This is a genomic window from Photobacterium toruni, from assembly GCF_024529955.1.
GTDB classification, from domain to species: Bacteria; Pseudomonadota; Gammaproteobacteria; order Enterobacterales; family Vibrionaceae; genus Photobacterium; species Photobacterium toruni.
In genome coordinates this window covers 587,962-603,708 of the sequence record NZ_AP024855.1, presented here as the reverse complement: position 1 = coordinate 603,708, position 15,747 = coordinate 587,962, and the positions used below count along the sequence as shown (strand labels likewise).

General features: G+C 35.7%; 9 protein-coding genes. 4 read left to right on the top strand and 5 right to left on the bottom strand.

Features of this window, described 5'->3' with window-relative positions:
- Positions 1-80: 80 nt before the first annotated feature.
- Positions 81-4,001, bottom strand: a complete 3,921-nt coding sequence (locus tag OC457_RS16865; protein WP_080174586.1) for an AsmA family protein — start codon at positions 3,999-4,001, stop codon at positions 81-83.
- 440 nt (positions 4,002-4,441) lie between these two features.
- Between OC457_RS16865 and murQ the strand changes: the two genes are divergently transcribed.
- A complete protein-coding gene (murQ, locus tag OC457_RS16860; protein ID WP_210436077.1) occupies positions 4,442-5,347 on the top strand; it encodes an N-acetylmuramic acid 6-phosphate etherase in 906 nt (301 codons plus the stop codon).
- A gap of 84 nt (positions 5,348-5,431) precedes the next feature.
- On the opposite strand, the gene mltC is transcribed toward murQ, so the two are convergent.
- Entirely contained in the window at positions 5,432-6,553 is a 1,122-nt protein-coding gene (mltC, locus tag OC457_RS16855; RefSeq protein ID WP_080174584.1) for a membrane-bound lytic murein transglycosylase MltC, read from the bottom strand.
- A gap of 413 nt (positions 6,554-6,966) precedes the next feature.
- On the opposite strand from mltC, the gene katG reads away from it, so the two are divergent.
- A complete protein-coding gene (gene katG, locus OC457_RS16850) occupies positions 6,967-9,150 on the top strand; it encodes a catalase/peroxidase HPI (protein WP_080174583.1) in 2,184 nt (727 codons plus the stop codon).
- A gap of 555 nt (positions 9,151-9,705) precedes the next feature.
- Here the strand turns inward: katG and OC457_RS16845 are convergent.
- Entirely contained in the window at positions 9,706-10,734 is a 1,029-nt protein-coding gene (locus OC457_RS16845) for a sigma 54-interacting transcriptional regulator (RefSeq protein WP_080174582.1), read from the bottom strand.
- Between the two features lie 194 nt (positions 10,735-10,928).
- Here OC457_RS16845 and OC457_RS16840 point away from each other — a divergent pair, with 194 nt between their 5' ends.
- Positions 10,929-13,178 carry a nitric-oxide reductase large subunit gene (locus OC457_RS16840; protein ID WP_080174663.1) on the top strand — a complete coding sequence of 750 codons (2,250 nt, stop codon included), beginning with the start codon at positions 10,929-10,931 and terminating at the stop codon, positions 13,176-13,178.
- A 101-nt stretch (positions 13,179-13,279) separates the two neighbouring features.
- On the opposite strand, the gene OC457_RS16835 is transcribed toward OC457_RS16840, so the two are convergent.
- Complete coding sequence (locus OC457_RS16835) at positions 13,280-13,891, bottom strand: uracil-DNA glycosylase family protein (RefSeq protein WP_080174581.1); 612 nt, start codon at positions 13,889-13,891, stop codon at positions 13,280-13,282.
- A 204-nt stretch (positions 13,892-14,095) separates the two neighbouring features.
- On the opposite strand from OC457_RS16835, the gene OC457_RS16830 reads away from it, so the two are divergent.
- A complete protein-coding gene (locus tag OC457_RS16830) occupies positions 14,096-14,767 on the top strand; it encodes a glutathione S-transferase N-terminal domain-containing protein (RefSeq protein ID WP_080174580.1) in 672 nt (223 codons plus the stop codon).
- Between the two features lie 102 nt (positions 14,768-14,869).
- Here the strand turns inward: OC457_RS16830 and OC457_RS16825 are convergent, their stop codons facing one another.
- Positions 14,870-15,721 carry an NAD(P)H-binding protein gene (locus OC457_RS16825; protein ID WP_080174579.1) on the bottom strand — a complete coding sequence of 284 codons (852 nt, stop codon included), beginning with the start codon at positions 15,719-15,721 and terminating at the stop codon, positions 14,870-14,872.
- Positions 15,722-15,747 lie beyond the last annotated feature (26 nt).

Sequence of the window (15,747 nt, the reverse complement as noted above, 5' to 3'; positions counted from 1 at the left end):
GGGTTCATTGTTTTCAAATAAAAAAAAGATGGACTTAGCATCCATCTTTTTAACGTTACATATTTTCTTCTCTTAACAATTTATTGCGCTTGCCAAATTCGTTGACATTCAGCACTTCCATTAGCGGCGATTGGTTTTTCAAATAACCATTGTAGTGGCGCTATTATTGGGCTTGTCGTAAAGCGTATAGATGTTTCAAAAATGGCCGATAAGGGTATTTCAAGGTTGAATTTCTCAAAAGTACCATGCACTTCAACCGGGGTTTGAAGGCTAAAGATCTGTGCTTTTTTAGATCGTGGCGATAAGTATAAGTTAAAGTCACGTTTTTTATAACTAGCGTCAAATGCGCCATGAACTTGAATACGTGAGGTATCAAGTAATAAATCACGTTGCTTTATATTGCCATTATGTACATTAAAACCACCTGCGACACAGTTAAGTACCGAATTATCTTTAGTGGTAAATGTGGGTAACACCGCATCGGCCAAGCTAACAGCCCAAAGATCAATAAGGTTCGCTTGGTAAGCTTTAGGCCATGCTGCAAACCCAATAAACCCATTGGCATTATTCATTAAGCTTTCAGGGGTGTTGGCAATACTGCTTAAGTCAAATTTAGCACTGATTTTACCATGCATCTTTGTCGTTGGATCAAGACGACGGGCGATAATGCCATAATCAAAATTCTTCACTAGTCCATTGAGTTTGATGGCAAATTTGTCGCCTTTAGGTACTACTGAGCCGTCAATATTAATATCTCCACCAGGTAACTGAATGTGTAACGGTTTCAGTGTTAATAAGCCATTTTTTAACGTCCAATCTAATTTACCCGCACCTAACCAATCTTTACCTGAACGCACATTACTGACATTGAGTTTAAAATCAGCATTGAATAAATTTAATCCTTGTGGGCTAATGGCGTCGACAGGTTGTTGTTTAGAGACAATAACGGGCTTTGATTTTTTGTCTTCTGGTAGCCATGCTTGCCAGTTTTTAAGTTTGAAATCATTAATCTGAATAAACGGTGCATTTAATACCAGCTTTATATCAGGGCGATTGTGACCATCACCTTTTAGTGGAGGTAAAAAATCACCATAGCCTTTAAGGGTACTGCTGCCAACCTTGATTAGCATGTCACGCAGATGGTAGCCGACATTATTCATTGATAATGATGCGGCGATTTTTACTGGGCCATAAGGTGGTAATTTTATACCTGTAAACTCATTAAAGCGGTTTAAGTTAGGTGTCGTTGCTTCAAAGGTTAGATTGAGTTTTTTAGGATCAATCGGTAACACAACTTGTGATTGAGCATTAAATTTGATGTCGCCAACACTCGCATTCAATGCGATGGGAATGGATGTACGACCATCATTGGCTTGTTTCAAAGAGATGGAATCTAGTGTGATTGCGACGGGCTTATTAGCGGCTTGCCCATCAAGGGTAAGGTGGGTTGCTGTATTTGGCCCTGTAATAAAGTGGCCTTGATTTAATGCAATATTAAAGGCTTTACCAGTGTAACTATCAGAGAGTTTTAATTTACCGCCATTGAGTTGAGCATCAATTTTTGCCTGCTCCATTAACTCTAGCAGTGTTCGACCTGATAATGAAACGGCAAGTTTGGCGCTATCTAAGCTCATACCAAGATTATTGACGATATTAAATTGCTGTAAAATACGCCCTATATTGGGTTTGTTTACCGCTAAATGTAGTTGTGAATTAATGGTTTGATTATTAATATCAAACGCAATATCACCGTTATAAATACTGCCAGCATAACGAGCGCTAAATGGTGATGTGCTGAGTTTGCCGTTTCGCACTTTGCCTTTAAATGCCATATCATCGACTTGTTGTTGCGCCCACAGCATTTTATTAACATGTAAATTCACATCAGCATCGGCAATGACAATTTTATTGCTTAAAATGGGTACATCAAGATTAACCCCTTGAGTTGGTACGGTTTGTTCGACTTTAGGTAAGCTTGTTTTATTAATAAATTGGCTTAATTGAGTAAAATCAAGCGTACTGAATTGGCTATTTAATTTCAAAAATGGCTGATCGTGTAATAGTTGCCATTGTAAATTTAACTTCCCCTGACTGTTAAGTAGCGTGATATCTGGAATATCAAGATCGAGCCATTGACCATTATTGGTGAGTTTACCTTTGAAATTAAGTTTACCGTGGATGGTTTTGCGAGTACCAAGCCATGGGCTTAGTTTTCCTGCGTCATTACTGTGAACGCTAACATCAAACCAACTACCTTGCTGCCAGTGGGTGTTAATTAACTTTCCCTGTGCTTTTATATCCAATACGGGGCTTGAAAAATGCAGTGATGGTGACCAATCTCGATGATTAATAATATCAGCTAATGTTCCCGCTTTGGCTGCAATATTAACCGGAATATCCATTATTTTACCGCTAATATTTGAGCTAAACGGTTGTTCCATTCCCGAGTGTAACTGTGCTTTATCAATAGCAAATGAGGCTTTGGCCCCCCAGTTTACATTGGCATGATTAATAGAAAGTCCAAGCTGACTGTTATCCAGCCACTGTTGCAGTTTAGTGCCTTCTGTTGTCAATTGCAGCTGGGCATTTTTAAGGTGACCGGTTGCGTTAGGTAAGCCTGAAATCCAACCCGCCATTTCGCCTAATGATGAATTTTTAGCACCTAAAGTAACATCAACCTTTGAGGTCCATTGTGTTGCATCAATGCGGGCATTACCCGTGAATGGAACATTTGCAATATTGGCAGCCATTGGTGCTGATAATTTACCATTTTCACCATTAATCTTAAGTGAAATCGAATTAACAGGCGTACCTAAGCCTTTAATAGTGCCAATGGTTAAGCCAAAGTGAGTTTGAGTTTTCACTAGCCATTGATTAAGTGCTTTTTGTAGTGGTGATTGTTGTGGTGCAGTAGCATACATCATCCCCCGCATCATTTGTGGTTGCGGTTGTAGCCATGGACGAAGGTCGATAACGGGAATATCTAATTTACCTTCAATAATATTTAAGTGCTGCATATTTTGAGCAAAACGAACATTGATGTGGCCATTTGCCGTCGTAATAGGACTACGCACTTGAATATCATTAAATGCAAATCCCTTATTGGATGCTATGAGTTCTGTTGTGAGTGAAAGGGGGGCTACATGTTGTAAATCAAGATCGAGTAGATTTGAAATTTGGCTAGTATTTTTCCAATGTAAACTGATATTAGCTGTCGAGTTATCACTGCTACTAAACGGTGTAATGTTGGCGTCAACATCTAATTCAGCACCAGCAAAGCTGCCTTTTGCAAATAATTGACCATGTTGATTATTAATCAGTTTTTGTAAATCGCCAGTCAATGAAAGATTGTATTCACTGCCCATCGCGTCACCTTTTGTCACTAATAACCATTTATCAGGTTTTGTTAGTGCCAAGTGATCAAGATAACCGCTGTAATAAGCGCCTTTTGTTTGGTCTTCATAATTCACTCGAATTTTATTTGCGGTGATATTGTTACTTAATACTAATTTAAAAGCTGATGATATTGCTGACGGTTTTGATGTTGTTGATGGTTGAGTGAATACCCAGTTTTCTTTACCTTGTTGATCTCGTAGTAAATTTAATGAGATATCGTTAAGGTCAAGATAATCAATCTTAAGGGTGTTTTGTAATAATGGTAATACTGACACTTTGGCCGCAATGTAACCCGATTTTAACATGGGTTGCCATGGCATTGATTTTAGATTAGCAATAGTCACATCACTTAATTCTATCTCAGGACTAAATGATAGGGTGACTGCCATATTGCCTTTTATCTCTGTTTTACGATCAAGGGTTTTGCTTAACCATTGATTGATTTCAGTACGATGTGAACTGAGGTCAAATTTAACGCCATAAGCTAAGATGCCAGAGATTGTAACAATCGGCGTTAATAGTGCGATCATTGTCCATAATGCCACTTTTTTTAGTGTCTTTTTTTTATGAACCTTAGGTGTTATTTGGGGGATATCTTGAGTCATTGTTTCTTCAGTTTCTATCCGTAGTCATGAAAGATAAATTCAGCTGTGATTATTCGTAAAATGAAATTTACTTTTTATAGTTTTCGCTGAAAAATTCGTTATGTTGTCTATTATACAGTGTGACATTTTGCAATGTCGGTGGTTCCATTCTCTTTTGATATTTTAATTGTTAACAGTGCATAATTTGTACATTTTTAGTAAAAATATAACGAGCTATTGATTATCAATGAATTTACTTATTCATTCTAGGCGCATTATTTTTTAGGTTTGGATAAATATGGTGTTATTTATATTGCGAGGATCATTATAAGTTTAGTCGGTATAGAACAGACATTGTTAGCATAATCGACAGGAATAAATAATTGGTCATTAAATTATTATTTAATAGCCATACGTATACGTTATGCTATCACTAATATTATTGATTTTAGAGCGTTATCATGCAAATTTATTTAACGAAATTAGTGACTGAAAGCCGAAATAGTGCTAGCGAGGCAATCGATACGTTATCAACGTTAGAGATGCTAAAAGTTATCAATGATGAAGATAAGAAAGTAGCATTGGCTGTTGAACAAACCTTGCCAGCTATTGCTCAAGCCGTTGATGCGATAGCTGCTGCTTTTTTACAAGGCGGACGTTTAGTTTATGTTGGTGCTGGTACCTCTGGGCGATTAGGTATTCTTGACGCTAGTGAATGTCCGCCAACCTATGGTAGTGCGCCAGAGCAAGTGGTAGGTTTAATTGCAGGTGGTCATCAAGCTATTTTAAAAGCGGTTGAAAACGCAGAAGATAACGCGGAAATGGGAACTGAAGATCTAAAAGCAATCAATTTTTCAGCTAATGATATTCTGGTTGGTATTGCTGCCAGTGGTCGTACTCCTTATGTATTAGGGGCAATGGCTTATGCCAGTTCTGTCAATGCGACTGTCGCTTGTGTAAGTTGTAATCCTCAAAGCCCAATGACAGCAGCGGCTGATATTGTGATCACACCTGTTGTTGGCGCTGAAGTTGTAACGGGATCTTCTCGAATGAAAGCGGGTACTGCGCAAAAATTAGTGCTTAATATGCTAACCACGGGCGCGATGATCCGTATTGGTAAAATTTATGGCAATTTGATGGTTGATGTAGAAGCAACCAACGCCAAACTGGTTGAACGCCAAAAGCAGATTGTAATGCAAGCAACTGAATGCGATCGAGAGCAAGCTGAAATGGCTTTAATAGCGTGTAATGGTCACTGTAAAACAGCAATTGTAATGATATTAACTAATGTTGATAGTCATACGGCGAAAACATTGTTAGAACAAAATAATGGCTATATTCGACCCGCAATTGCTGAACTAAGTTGAGCTTACAGCATGATGTAATACCAAGATAAGAGATAAACACACACGTATGGCTGTGTGTGTTTAACTTAAAATAAGAAGGTTAAATTATATTGATTCAAATTCTTTTTTGAATTTAAGCACTTTTTCTAAGTAACGTCGTGCTTCAGCTTTTGGATGTTTATTGGTTAAGGCCCAATAAACTTGATTGGGTTGTAAATGGTTAATATCTTTCATTGCTTGTTTTCGGTCAGTATCAAATGTTGCTAGTACGCCGCCAGTACCACCGTTATAAGCTGAAATCATAGTGTATTGTTTAGTGGTTAAGTGCTTTACTTCTTTTAAGTAGCGATTCTTTAAAATATAAAAATAGGCCGTGCCTGTATCAATATTATTCGCCGGATTAAATAAATATTCTTTAGTTGGAATACCGGGTTTATTTTTAATAAGTTTAAAGACATCAGCACCTGCTGTTTTAGGAATAACTTGCATTAATCCATAAGCGCCAGCATGACTGACGGCGTAGGGATTAAAACTGCTTTCTGTTTTAATTATGGCGTAAATGAGATCTTCATCAATATCGTAACGTTTGGCTGCTTGGCGAATAAGATTTGAGTACTGATATTCTCGTTGTTCAAGATGGTTCTTGACCATATCTATTTCAACATAATGGGCGGTACCATGTTTCAGCTTTTTGGTTTTAAGTTTATTGGCTATCAGGTAATCTGCGTATTTACCTGCTCGCCAAGGCCATTGGATGTCTTGGTTTTGATGATCTTTAACTTGACCTAATAAAAACGGTTTGCCATTTAAAGGAATAGATTTATCACTAAAGATATCAACTTGTGATGGATCTGCAGGCATTAATAATGTTTCTTCAATTGCTTTTTTAAGTGTGCTCTTATAAGCATAACTAGATACTGTTGAAATATAAATTTTACCACTATCAAAGTCAATATAAGCTCGAGTACGATAACCATCAAAATATTTCACATAACGATGTTTACCTGCTTGTAAATAATTATCTTTACCCCATTGTTTTTTTACTTGCCCCTCAAGATATTTAAGCAATGCTTGGCGTTGAGTTTCTGTAAGAGCTATATGATTATTCGTCGTTGTATTATTAGTATGAGTTGGTGGTACATAATGACAAATACCATTAGGTATTGGTGATGATGAACATGATACCGTTAATATACAAGTAGCGATCGCAAGGCAAGCCTTTTTCATTATTCTCTCTAATTATTATGGATTATGGTTTTTATTAAAAATAGCAATAATATTTTGTGAGCTATATCCTTAAAATACTATTGATTATAAGACGTTAGTTTACCTAAGCTACTTGCCTGTTGATAGCTAAATTTTTTTAATACTCAACCCCCACCTTACTGAGATCATTCTTTTTTGATAACTATTACCTATTGAATTGATAGAAAACGAATATTGTATTTCTGTCTTTGAGTGCTATAAATTGATCTCAACGAATAAACAAGCGGGTTAGTATCGATGGATAAATTTAAGTAATTAGATTTTAAATTTACCCATAAAAATAACGTTACTATATTTTTTAGTTAAGCTATGTTTATTAACAATATGATATTTAATGATTATCAATAATCATACGAACAATTAGGATAATAATAATGTCAAAATGCCCATTCAATCATACGCAAACAGTTAATCCATCTATTAACCCTGGTAATGGTACTTCTCCAAGTGAATGGTGGCCAAATCAGCTTAAATTAGGTTTATTGCATCAACATAATGCTAAATCAAATCCAATGGGTGATGATTTCGATTATGCCGCAGCATTTAAAACATTAAACCTAGAGGCTGTTAAACAAGATCTTCGTGATCTAATGACTGATTCTCAAGATTGGTGGCCTGCAGACTTTGGTCATTATGGTCCTTTCTTTGTTCGTATGGCTTGGCACAGTGCTGGTACTTACCGTACTTCTGATGGCCGTGGTGGTGCGAATACTGGTAACCAACGTTTTGCGCCTCTAAACAGCTGGCCTGATAACGTTAACCTTGATAAAGCGCGTCGTCTAATTTGGCCTATCAAGCAAAAATACGGCAATAAAATCTCTTGGGCTGACTTAATTATCCTAACGGGTAACGTAGCTCTAGAATCAATGGGATTTGAAACAATCGGTTTTGCTGGCGGTCGTGTTGATATCTGGGAACCTGAGTTAGATGTTTATTGGGGTAAAGAGAAAACTTGGCTAGCTGATGATACTCGTTACGAGAAAGATGACGCACAGCGTGATCTAGAAAATCCATTAGCAGCGGTTCAAATGGGTCTAATTTATGTAAACCCAGAAGGTCCAGATGGTAACCCAGATCCACTATTAGCAGCACATGATATTCGTGAAACATTTGCTCGTATGGCAATGGATGATGAAGAAACGGTAGCGTTAATTGCTGGTGGTCATACATTTGGTAAAACCCACGGTGCTGGCGATGCAGCTCAAGTTGGTGCAGAACCAGAAGCTGCGAGTATTGAACAACAAGGTTTCGGCTGGGCATCAAGCTACGGTTGTGGTAATGCTGCTGATACTATTTCAAGTGGTCTAGAAGTAACGTGGACGACAACACCGACACAATGGGGTAATGGTTTCTTCCACAGCTTATTTAGCCATGAGTGGGAATTAGAAAAGAGCCCTGCTGGTGCGCACCAATGGATCGCTAAAGACGGTCGTGATGAATACCCTGATGCATTTGGTGAAGGTAAGCACCGTGGCACAATGTTAACAACAGATATCTCACTACGTGTTGATCCTGTTTATGCTGAAATCTCACGTCGTTTCTACGAGAACCCAGAAGAGTTTGCAGCAGTATTTGCACGCGCTTGGTTTAAACTAACTCACCGTGATATGGGTCCTCGTGCACGTTACTTGGGTTCTGAAATTCCAACTCAAGAGTTCATCTGGCAAGATCTGATCCCTGCAGTTAAATATGATCTTGTAAACGATGCAGATATCACAACACTAAAAACAGCAATCGAAGATTCAGGTTTATCAGTACGTGAATTAGTCTCTACAGCATGGGCATCAGCATCTACATTCCGTGGTTCTGATATGCGTGGTGGCGCTAACGGTGCACGTGTTCGTCTAGCGCCTCAAAAAGATTGGGAAGTAAACGAGCCAGCTCAATTAGATAAAGTATTAACAGTACTTGAAAGCATAAAGGCTAACTTTGCTAAAGAAATATCGCTTGCTGACTTAATCGTACTTGCTGGTGGTGTTGGTATTGAAATGGCAGCGAGAAAAGCGGGCCGTGATGTATCTGTACCGTTTGCAGCGGGTCGTGCTGATGCAACTCAAGCACAAACTGATGTGGCTTCATTTGCTGTTCTTGAGCCTATCGCTGATGGCTTCCGTAACTTTGAAAAAGCAAAATACACCGTTGCAATGGAAGAGTTACTACTTGACCGTGCACAACTACTAACCCTAACTGCGCCTGAAATGACAGTACTAATCGGTGGTATGCGTGTTCTTGATACTAACTATGAGCGTAGTGAATTCGGTGTATTCACAGACCGTAAAGAAACATTAACTAATGATTTCTTTGTAAACTTATTAGATATGGCAACAGTATGGAAACCAACCTCTGTTGACCAAGATATCTTCACTGGTACTGATCGTAAGACTGGCAATCAGAAGTGGATGGCAACACGTGTTGATTTAGTGTTTGGTTCTAACTCTCAACTACGTGCAATCGCTGAAGTGTATGCTTGTGCTGATGCTGAAGATAAGTTCATCAATGACTTCATCAATGCATGGGTTAAAGTAATGAACGCTGACCGTTTTGACCTTAAAAAATAAGCTTACAATTCGGTAGTATCACTACTTGATAATATTTAATGAAGAGGCGCTGATTATCAGCGCCTCTTTTTTTTATGGCTGCTATTCCGTTATTGCTTAACTTTCTCATCATTTTTCTACTATGACAACCAAACTTCCTCTGACATTTTTTGTCTACAATGAATATGAACTATCCACAGTTATTCCTACAGTGAGTGCCTGTGAGAGTGATAGGGAATCTACTCTTAACGTGTTGTAGAATTATTATTTCGTTGATATCTTTTAAGCTTGATTACGTGATGAATAGATCACAGATAATAATTTGTTCTATTCTCTGTCGTGATACGTAAATTAATTCTCGCCATTTCCAATCACGTTGAAGTATATGCTTAAAGAAAAACTGTCATCCATTACTATCAATAATAGCTGGACGATTATCGGGTAAAGTTAGGTGGTATGAGCTTATTCAATATGTTTTTAGTAACAAGAAAGAAAAAACAAGATTTTGGATAAGATTTTTGGTTATATGACAATAGGATATGTGCTTTATAACTAACACTTATTCTAATCATTCACTTACTTATTTTTAAGTCCTAACCGATTAGCCAGTCGATGTAAATTGCTGCAATCAACTTGTAGTGCTGATGCTGATTTTGACCAATTGCCTTGCTGTTGTGCTAGTGTTTTCTTTATATATTGATATTGAAAAACTTCCGTAGCTTCACGAAGTGATAAATGCGTTTTATTATCTTCAATATTTTCTTCAATAGGCACGTTAGTTAAAGGTTGAGTTATTGTATTATTCACTAAGATATTTTTAGCGTGTATGCAGACATTTTTGTTATTTTGTTCAAATTTGGCTACTAATGCCGCTCGATATAAAATATTTTCTAATTCACGTATGTTACCTGGCCAACGATAACTTTCTAATAAATTGATACTGTGAGATGTCAAATATAATTTATAAAGAACTAATTCATGTTTAATTTTTTCTAAAATATATTCGGCAATTGGTAAAATATCAGTCATTCTTTCACGTAATGTTGGCACTATTATTGGATACACATTCAGACGGTGATAGAGATCTTCTCTAAAAGTGTGGTTATTAATCGCCTTGATTAAATCAACATTAGTTGCTGCAATAATACGGACATCGACATGGGATACGGTATCAGCCCCTATCCGTTGAATATCACCATATTGTAGTACCCGCAGTAATTTTGCTTGTAATCGTAGTGATAAGTCACCAATTTCATCTAAAAATAAAGTGCCTTGATTGGCAAGTTCAAATTTTCCGATTCTGTTATTTATTGCGCCAGTAAATGCTCCTTTAATATGTCCAAAAAGTTCACTTTCTGCGATATTCTCAGGTAATGCAGCACAATTAAGATATACCATATTCGAGTAAAAACGATTTGATTTTTGATGAATAGATTCAGCGACTAATTCTTTACCAACGCCTGTTTCTCCTTGAATTAAAACATTTAACTCACTATTTGAGACAATTTCAATATCTTGTTTTAGCTTTTTTGTGGCAGCTGAAAATCCTACTATTTCCCGCTTTGTATTTTTAACTGTATGATTTCTATTAATAATATTAGACATGTCTAGATTATTACTCCTACTTTATCTATAACATGTATTTATAATGTCATTATAACCATGCTAGTGTCATTAGTACTATAAGCCTTTTGGTCTTAATGACTGATTATTTATATAAATTGCATTTAAATCATAATCTTAATAATTGGCATGGCTTATGCCTACAAATGGTTACTTTGATTTTAGAGGACACCGTTTTGAGTAGATTAAAGACCAGCGTGATTATATTATTCGCTATTTGTTTTATCTCTTTTGCTATTTTATTAAGTTTAGGAAGCGAAATATATCAAGAAGCACCACCGATCCCGTCAAAGGTCGTAACAACTTCTGGTAAGGTTATTTTTACTAAAAAAGATATAGAGCAAGGTGAGTTAGTTTGGCGCTCTATGGGGGGGCATGAATTAGGATCTGTTTGGGGTCATGGCTCATATGTGGCTCCTGATTGGACTGCAGATTGGCTCCATCGTGAGAATCAAGCATGGCTTAATATATTAGCGAAACAACAATTTGGACAATTGTATGTGACGTTAGCAAACCCGAAACAAGCTTTTTTACAGCAGCAAATAAAAGATGAGATTAGGCGAAATAGCTTTAATCCAATAACAAAAGTGATCACTGTATCAGATGATCGTGGGCTTGCTATTGATGAGGTTATTACACATAACATCAAACTATTTGGTGATGATAAAAGTTTACATCAGCTTCGCCAAGATTATGCAATGAAAGATAACACTATTCCATCGCATAAACATCGAGAAGAACTTAATGCATTTTTATTCTGGGGGGCTTGGGCTGCAGTAACAAATCGCCTGAATGAGAACTACAGTTATACTAATAATTGGCCGTACGATCCTAGTATAGGTAACATACCTACTTCTAATAATATTGTATGGTCTGTGTTAAGTTTGGTTGTGCTTTTAATGGGTATAGGTGGCCTTGCATGGTATCAAGCGGCACTGCGTCATGAATCACTTCCTAATATTCCCACACACGATCCATTAATCAATATTAAACCGACGCCGTCTCAAAAAGCTGTTGGTAAATACTTTATTACGGCGATTGCATTATTTTTATTACAAATAGTATTAGGTGGAATTACCGCGCACTATTCTGTTGAAGGCCAAGACTTTTATGGTATCCCTTTAGCCAAAATATTACCGTATTCTTTAACTAGAACGTGGCATACCCAGTTGGCTGTTTTTTGGATCGCCACAATATGGTTAGGTACTGGCCTTTATATAGCAACCTCTCTATCAAAACACGAGCCTAAATATCAGCGATTGGGGGTAAACGTGCTATGGGCTGTATTGGTCTTTATCGTTTTCGGTTCGATGGTAGGTGAATGGTTTGCTATTCAACAATACTTCAATTTAGATCTTAGTTTCTTAATTGGCCATCAGGGCATGGAGTATATCGATCTTGGTCGTGTATGGCAGATATTATTATTTATTGGCTTATTAGTTTGGTTAGCATTAGTCACTGCTGCTATTTATCCTAGTTTGGTCAATAACAGTAATGATCGTCCAGTTATCTTAGTGCTTTATTCATCTTGTGTAGCAATTGGTTTATTTTATGGTGCGGGGTTATTACAAGGTAAACATACTAATCTAGCAATGGCCGAGTATTGGCGTTGGTGGGTGGTTCATCTATGGGTTGAGGGATTCTTTGAGACCTTTGCAACATCGGTCATTGCACTTATGTTTGTACGCCTTGGCTTAGTGCGCGCAAAAACGGCAAATAGTGCGGTTGTCTTTACTACTATCATCTTCTTAACTGGTGGTTTGTTAGGCACATTACACCATCTTTATTTTGCAGGTACACCAACATCCATTGTGGCATGGGGAGCTATTTTCTCTGCTCTAGAGGTTGTACCATTGGCTCTAATTGGATTTGAAGCTGTTGAGAGCTATCGTTATTTAAAAACAACACCTTGGATACATAACTATCATTGGGCAATTATGTTTTTTGTTGCCACTGCGTTCTGGAATTTAGTGGGGGCCGGGATCTTAGGCTTTTTAATTAATCCACCGATTTCACTGTATTATATTCAAGGACTTAATACGACAGCTGCTCATGCGCATGGCTCTTTCATGGGAGTATATGGCATGCTAGGTATTGGCTTAATGCTGATTTGTTTACGTGGTATCAGCAGTAAGCGAAAACTATGGAGTGAAAAACTGTTAAAATATGTATTCTGGGCACTGAATTTAGGGTTAGGCGCAATGTTGGTCTTTTCTTTATTACCCGTCGGTATTGTGCAATTTTTTGCCGTTATTAATCATGGTTACTGGTATGCCCGTAGCCCTGAGGTAATACATAGTGAATTAGTCCAACATTTAGTATGGGCTAGAATGCCTGGTGATCTTTTATTTAGCTTGGGAGGTATTATATTAGCTATATTTTTAGTTAAGTTAATCTTTCAAAAGAAACCGATGCTTATAAAATAAAGTGTTAATTTAAGCTAAAGAGGTATTATATTTTAGTACCTCTTTTAAAATAAGATGACAAGAGATGATAGTGAAAGAGAACGTATTAATAATTATCAATATCAAAGATGTATTTCTGATTTATGCTGTTCAATAATTATTGCTATCTTTTCTTTTAATATAGGCAATATTGTTGCTTCAAATGTGGGATTTTTAGAAAGCCAAATATTATTTCTAGGACTAGGGTGAGGAATAACAAAAATGTTATTATCACGGTTTTCTTGATTAAATACTTCGGTAGTGACTGAGGTATTTTTAGCTAAATAATAATCTATTGCATATTTTCCTAGTAAAATAACCAGTTCAACGTTATCTAATTTTGGTAATAAAACCGGATGCCATGTTGCTCTGCATTCAGGACGAGGTGGTTTATCACCTTTTCGTTTGCTATTAGTGATAACAACACCGGGAAAACAGAAACCAATAGGAATAATATTAAAGATATTTTTATTATAAAAATCTTCGTTGTTAACGCCTAGACATGAGCGTAATCTTTCTCCACTCATATCATCAAATAATGTATTTTTAAAATGCGCTTTTTCCCCGGGAGCTTGGCCTAATATTAATATTCTAGCATTATAACCAACTTGTAATAATGGGTTTGGTGGATAAGGTAATTTACTTTTACAAATTTCACATTGACGTATATTAATAAGGAGTTTATCGAGGTTCATAATTTAAATCTTAAATGAATTTAATGAAGATAAAACAATACCATAATTTATCATTATCTTTAAAGGTATAATTAATTATATTTAATTTACGGAATTAGTCTGTTTTTAGCTATATTGTAATACTGTTTATAAACTAAAATGTAATTACAGAAAAAATATTTTAGTATATTTGAATAGTTGGTGATTATAAATACAGGTGAATTTATGAAAAATATGATACTTTATACAATCGGGTCCCCTAATGGGATAAAAATACCTATTCTACTTGAAGAGTTAAAACTAGATTATACTTTAATTAATATTGATATTACTAAAAATGAACAATTCTCACCAGTATTTACTGCTTTGAACCCTAGGCATAAAATACCGGTATTAATTGATAATGAATGCTCGAAGGGTAAATCACATGTTCTTGCAGAATCTTGTTCTATTTTATTATATTTAGCAGATAAATATAATAAATTCATTTCTGATGATTTAAATAGTAGAACTAAAACGATAGAGTGGCTTTTTTATCAAGCAAGTACAGAAGGTACTGTTTTTGGTGCTTATGGACACTTTTCAACTTATCATAAAGATAAGGTTATTGATCCTTATCCAAAGGAAAGGTATTTAAAAGAAACAGTGATTGTTCTTGATTATATAGATAGTGAACTTAAGCATAAATTATTTCTTGTTGATGATAAATATTCAATAGCAGATATAGCAATGTTTCCATGGATTATTTGGATCATTAATTTCTATAACATTGATAAAGTTATCGATATGAGTGCCTATTCAAATATAACTAATTGGGTTGCTCGATGTTGTGCTCGACCAGAAACGATGAAGGGATTAGAGACTTATCATTATTTAGATATTAAAAATAATCATTAATTGTTTATGTGAAACGTAAAAATTGAGGAGATTTATATTTAAATTTCCTCAATTTTCAAGTGATAGATCGTACTGGTTTTTATTAGTAATATTTGATGCTTTTTAATGAATACAACAAATAGAGAGAATATAATCGTTTATATCTACTGGTGATTTTTTATTTATAAAATAAATATCCTGACAAATAAAGGCATAATCACCATTATCAATATCAATGCTATTTAATGTGATAGCTTCAGATAAAAATAAAGGTAATTTTGCATCAATTAATCGTTGTTTATAGTCATTGTTAGAATAGGGAATATATGTAATCTGTTTATGGCAATTTGTATTCATTAAATCTACAATATCTTGCATAGAATAAGCAGCAGAGCCGGTAAAGCTATAGATTTTACCTTGTAGATTTGTGTTCATAGCAATATTAGCTAAGCCTTTCGCAACATCTTGTCGAGAAATAAAACTAATTTTACCTGTTTTTGAATTATCAATAAAAATATTATTATCCAATGCATTAATTATTTCTGTCTCAATATTCTCCATATACCAACAACTGCGGACGATAGTATGGTTTATACCTGATGCTTTCAAATAACTCTCAGTATCAACATGTTGACGTGTAAAAGAGAATTTTGAATAAGGATCAGTTACGGTAATAAAACTTAAGTAAATAATATGTTTAACGTTTTTTTCTTTAGCTACATCAATTAAATTACGGTGTTGTTGTATTCTATGTTCAGTGTCACTATTACCAGAGATGAAAATAATGGTATCAATATTATTCAATGAATCCTTCATTATATCGATATTATCATAATCAAGTGGTGCTAAGTTACAATGATAACCATTGTACTTACTAATATTACGAACACCAGCAACAAAATTAGCCTCGTTATTTAGTAATTCTTTGATAACTAATTGACCAAGATTACCTGACGCTCCGGTTATTAAAATCATAAATAATTTTCCTTATTAAGCTTTCT

Bases quoted from the DNA above. Each gene is read 5' to 3' on its own strand.
- katG (WP_080174583.1), top strand. From the start codon at position 6,967: ATGTCAAAATGCCCATTCAATCATACGCAAACAGTTAATCCATCTATT.
- OC457_RS16835 (WP_080174581.1), bottom strand. From the start codon at position 13,891: ATGAACCTCGATAAACTCCTTATTAATATACGTCAATGTGAAATTTGT.
- OC457_RS16845 (WP_080174582.1), bottom strand. From the start codon at position 10,734: ATGTCTAATATTATTAATAGAAATCATACAGTTAAAAATACAAAGCGG.
- mltC (WP_080174584.1), bottom strand. From the start codon at position 6,553: ATGAAAAAGGCTTGCCTTGCGATCGCTACTTGTATATTAACGGTATCA.
- murQ (WP_210436077.1), top strand. From the start codon at position 4,442: ATGCAAATTTATTTAACGAAATTAGTGACTGAAAGCCGAAATAGTGCT.
- OC457_RS16825 (WP_080174579.1), bottom strand. From the start codon at position 15,721: ATGATTTTAATAACCGGAGCGTCAGGTAATCTTGGTCAATTAGTTATC.
- OC457_RS16830 (WP_080174580.1), top strand. From the start codon at position 14,096: ATGAAAAATATGATACTTTATACAATCGGGTCCCCTAATGGGATAAAA.
- OC457_RS16865 (WP_080174586.1), bottom strand. From the start codon at position 4,001: ATGACTCAAGATATCCCCCAAATAACACCTAAGGTTCATAAAAAAAAG.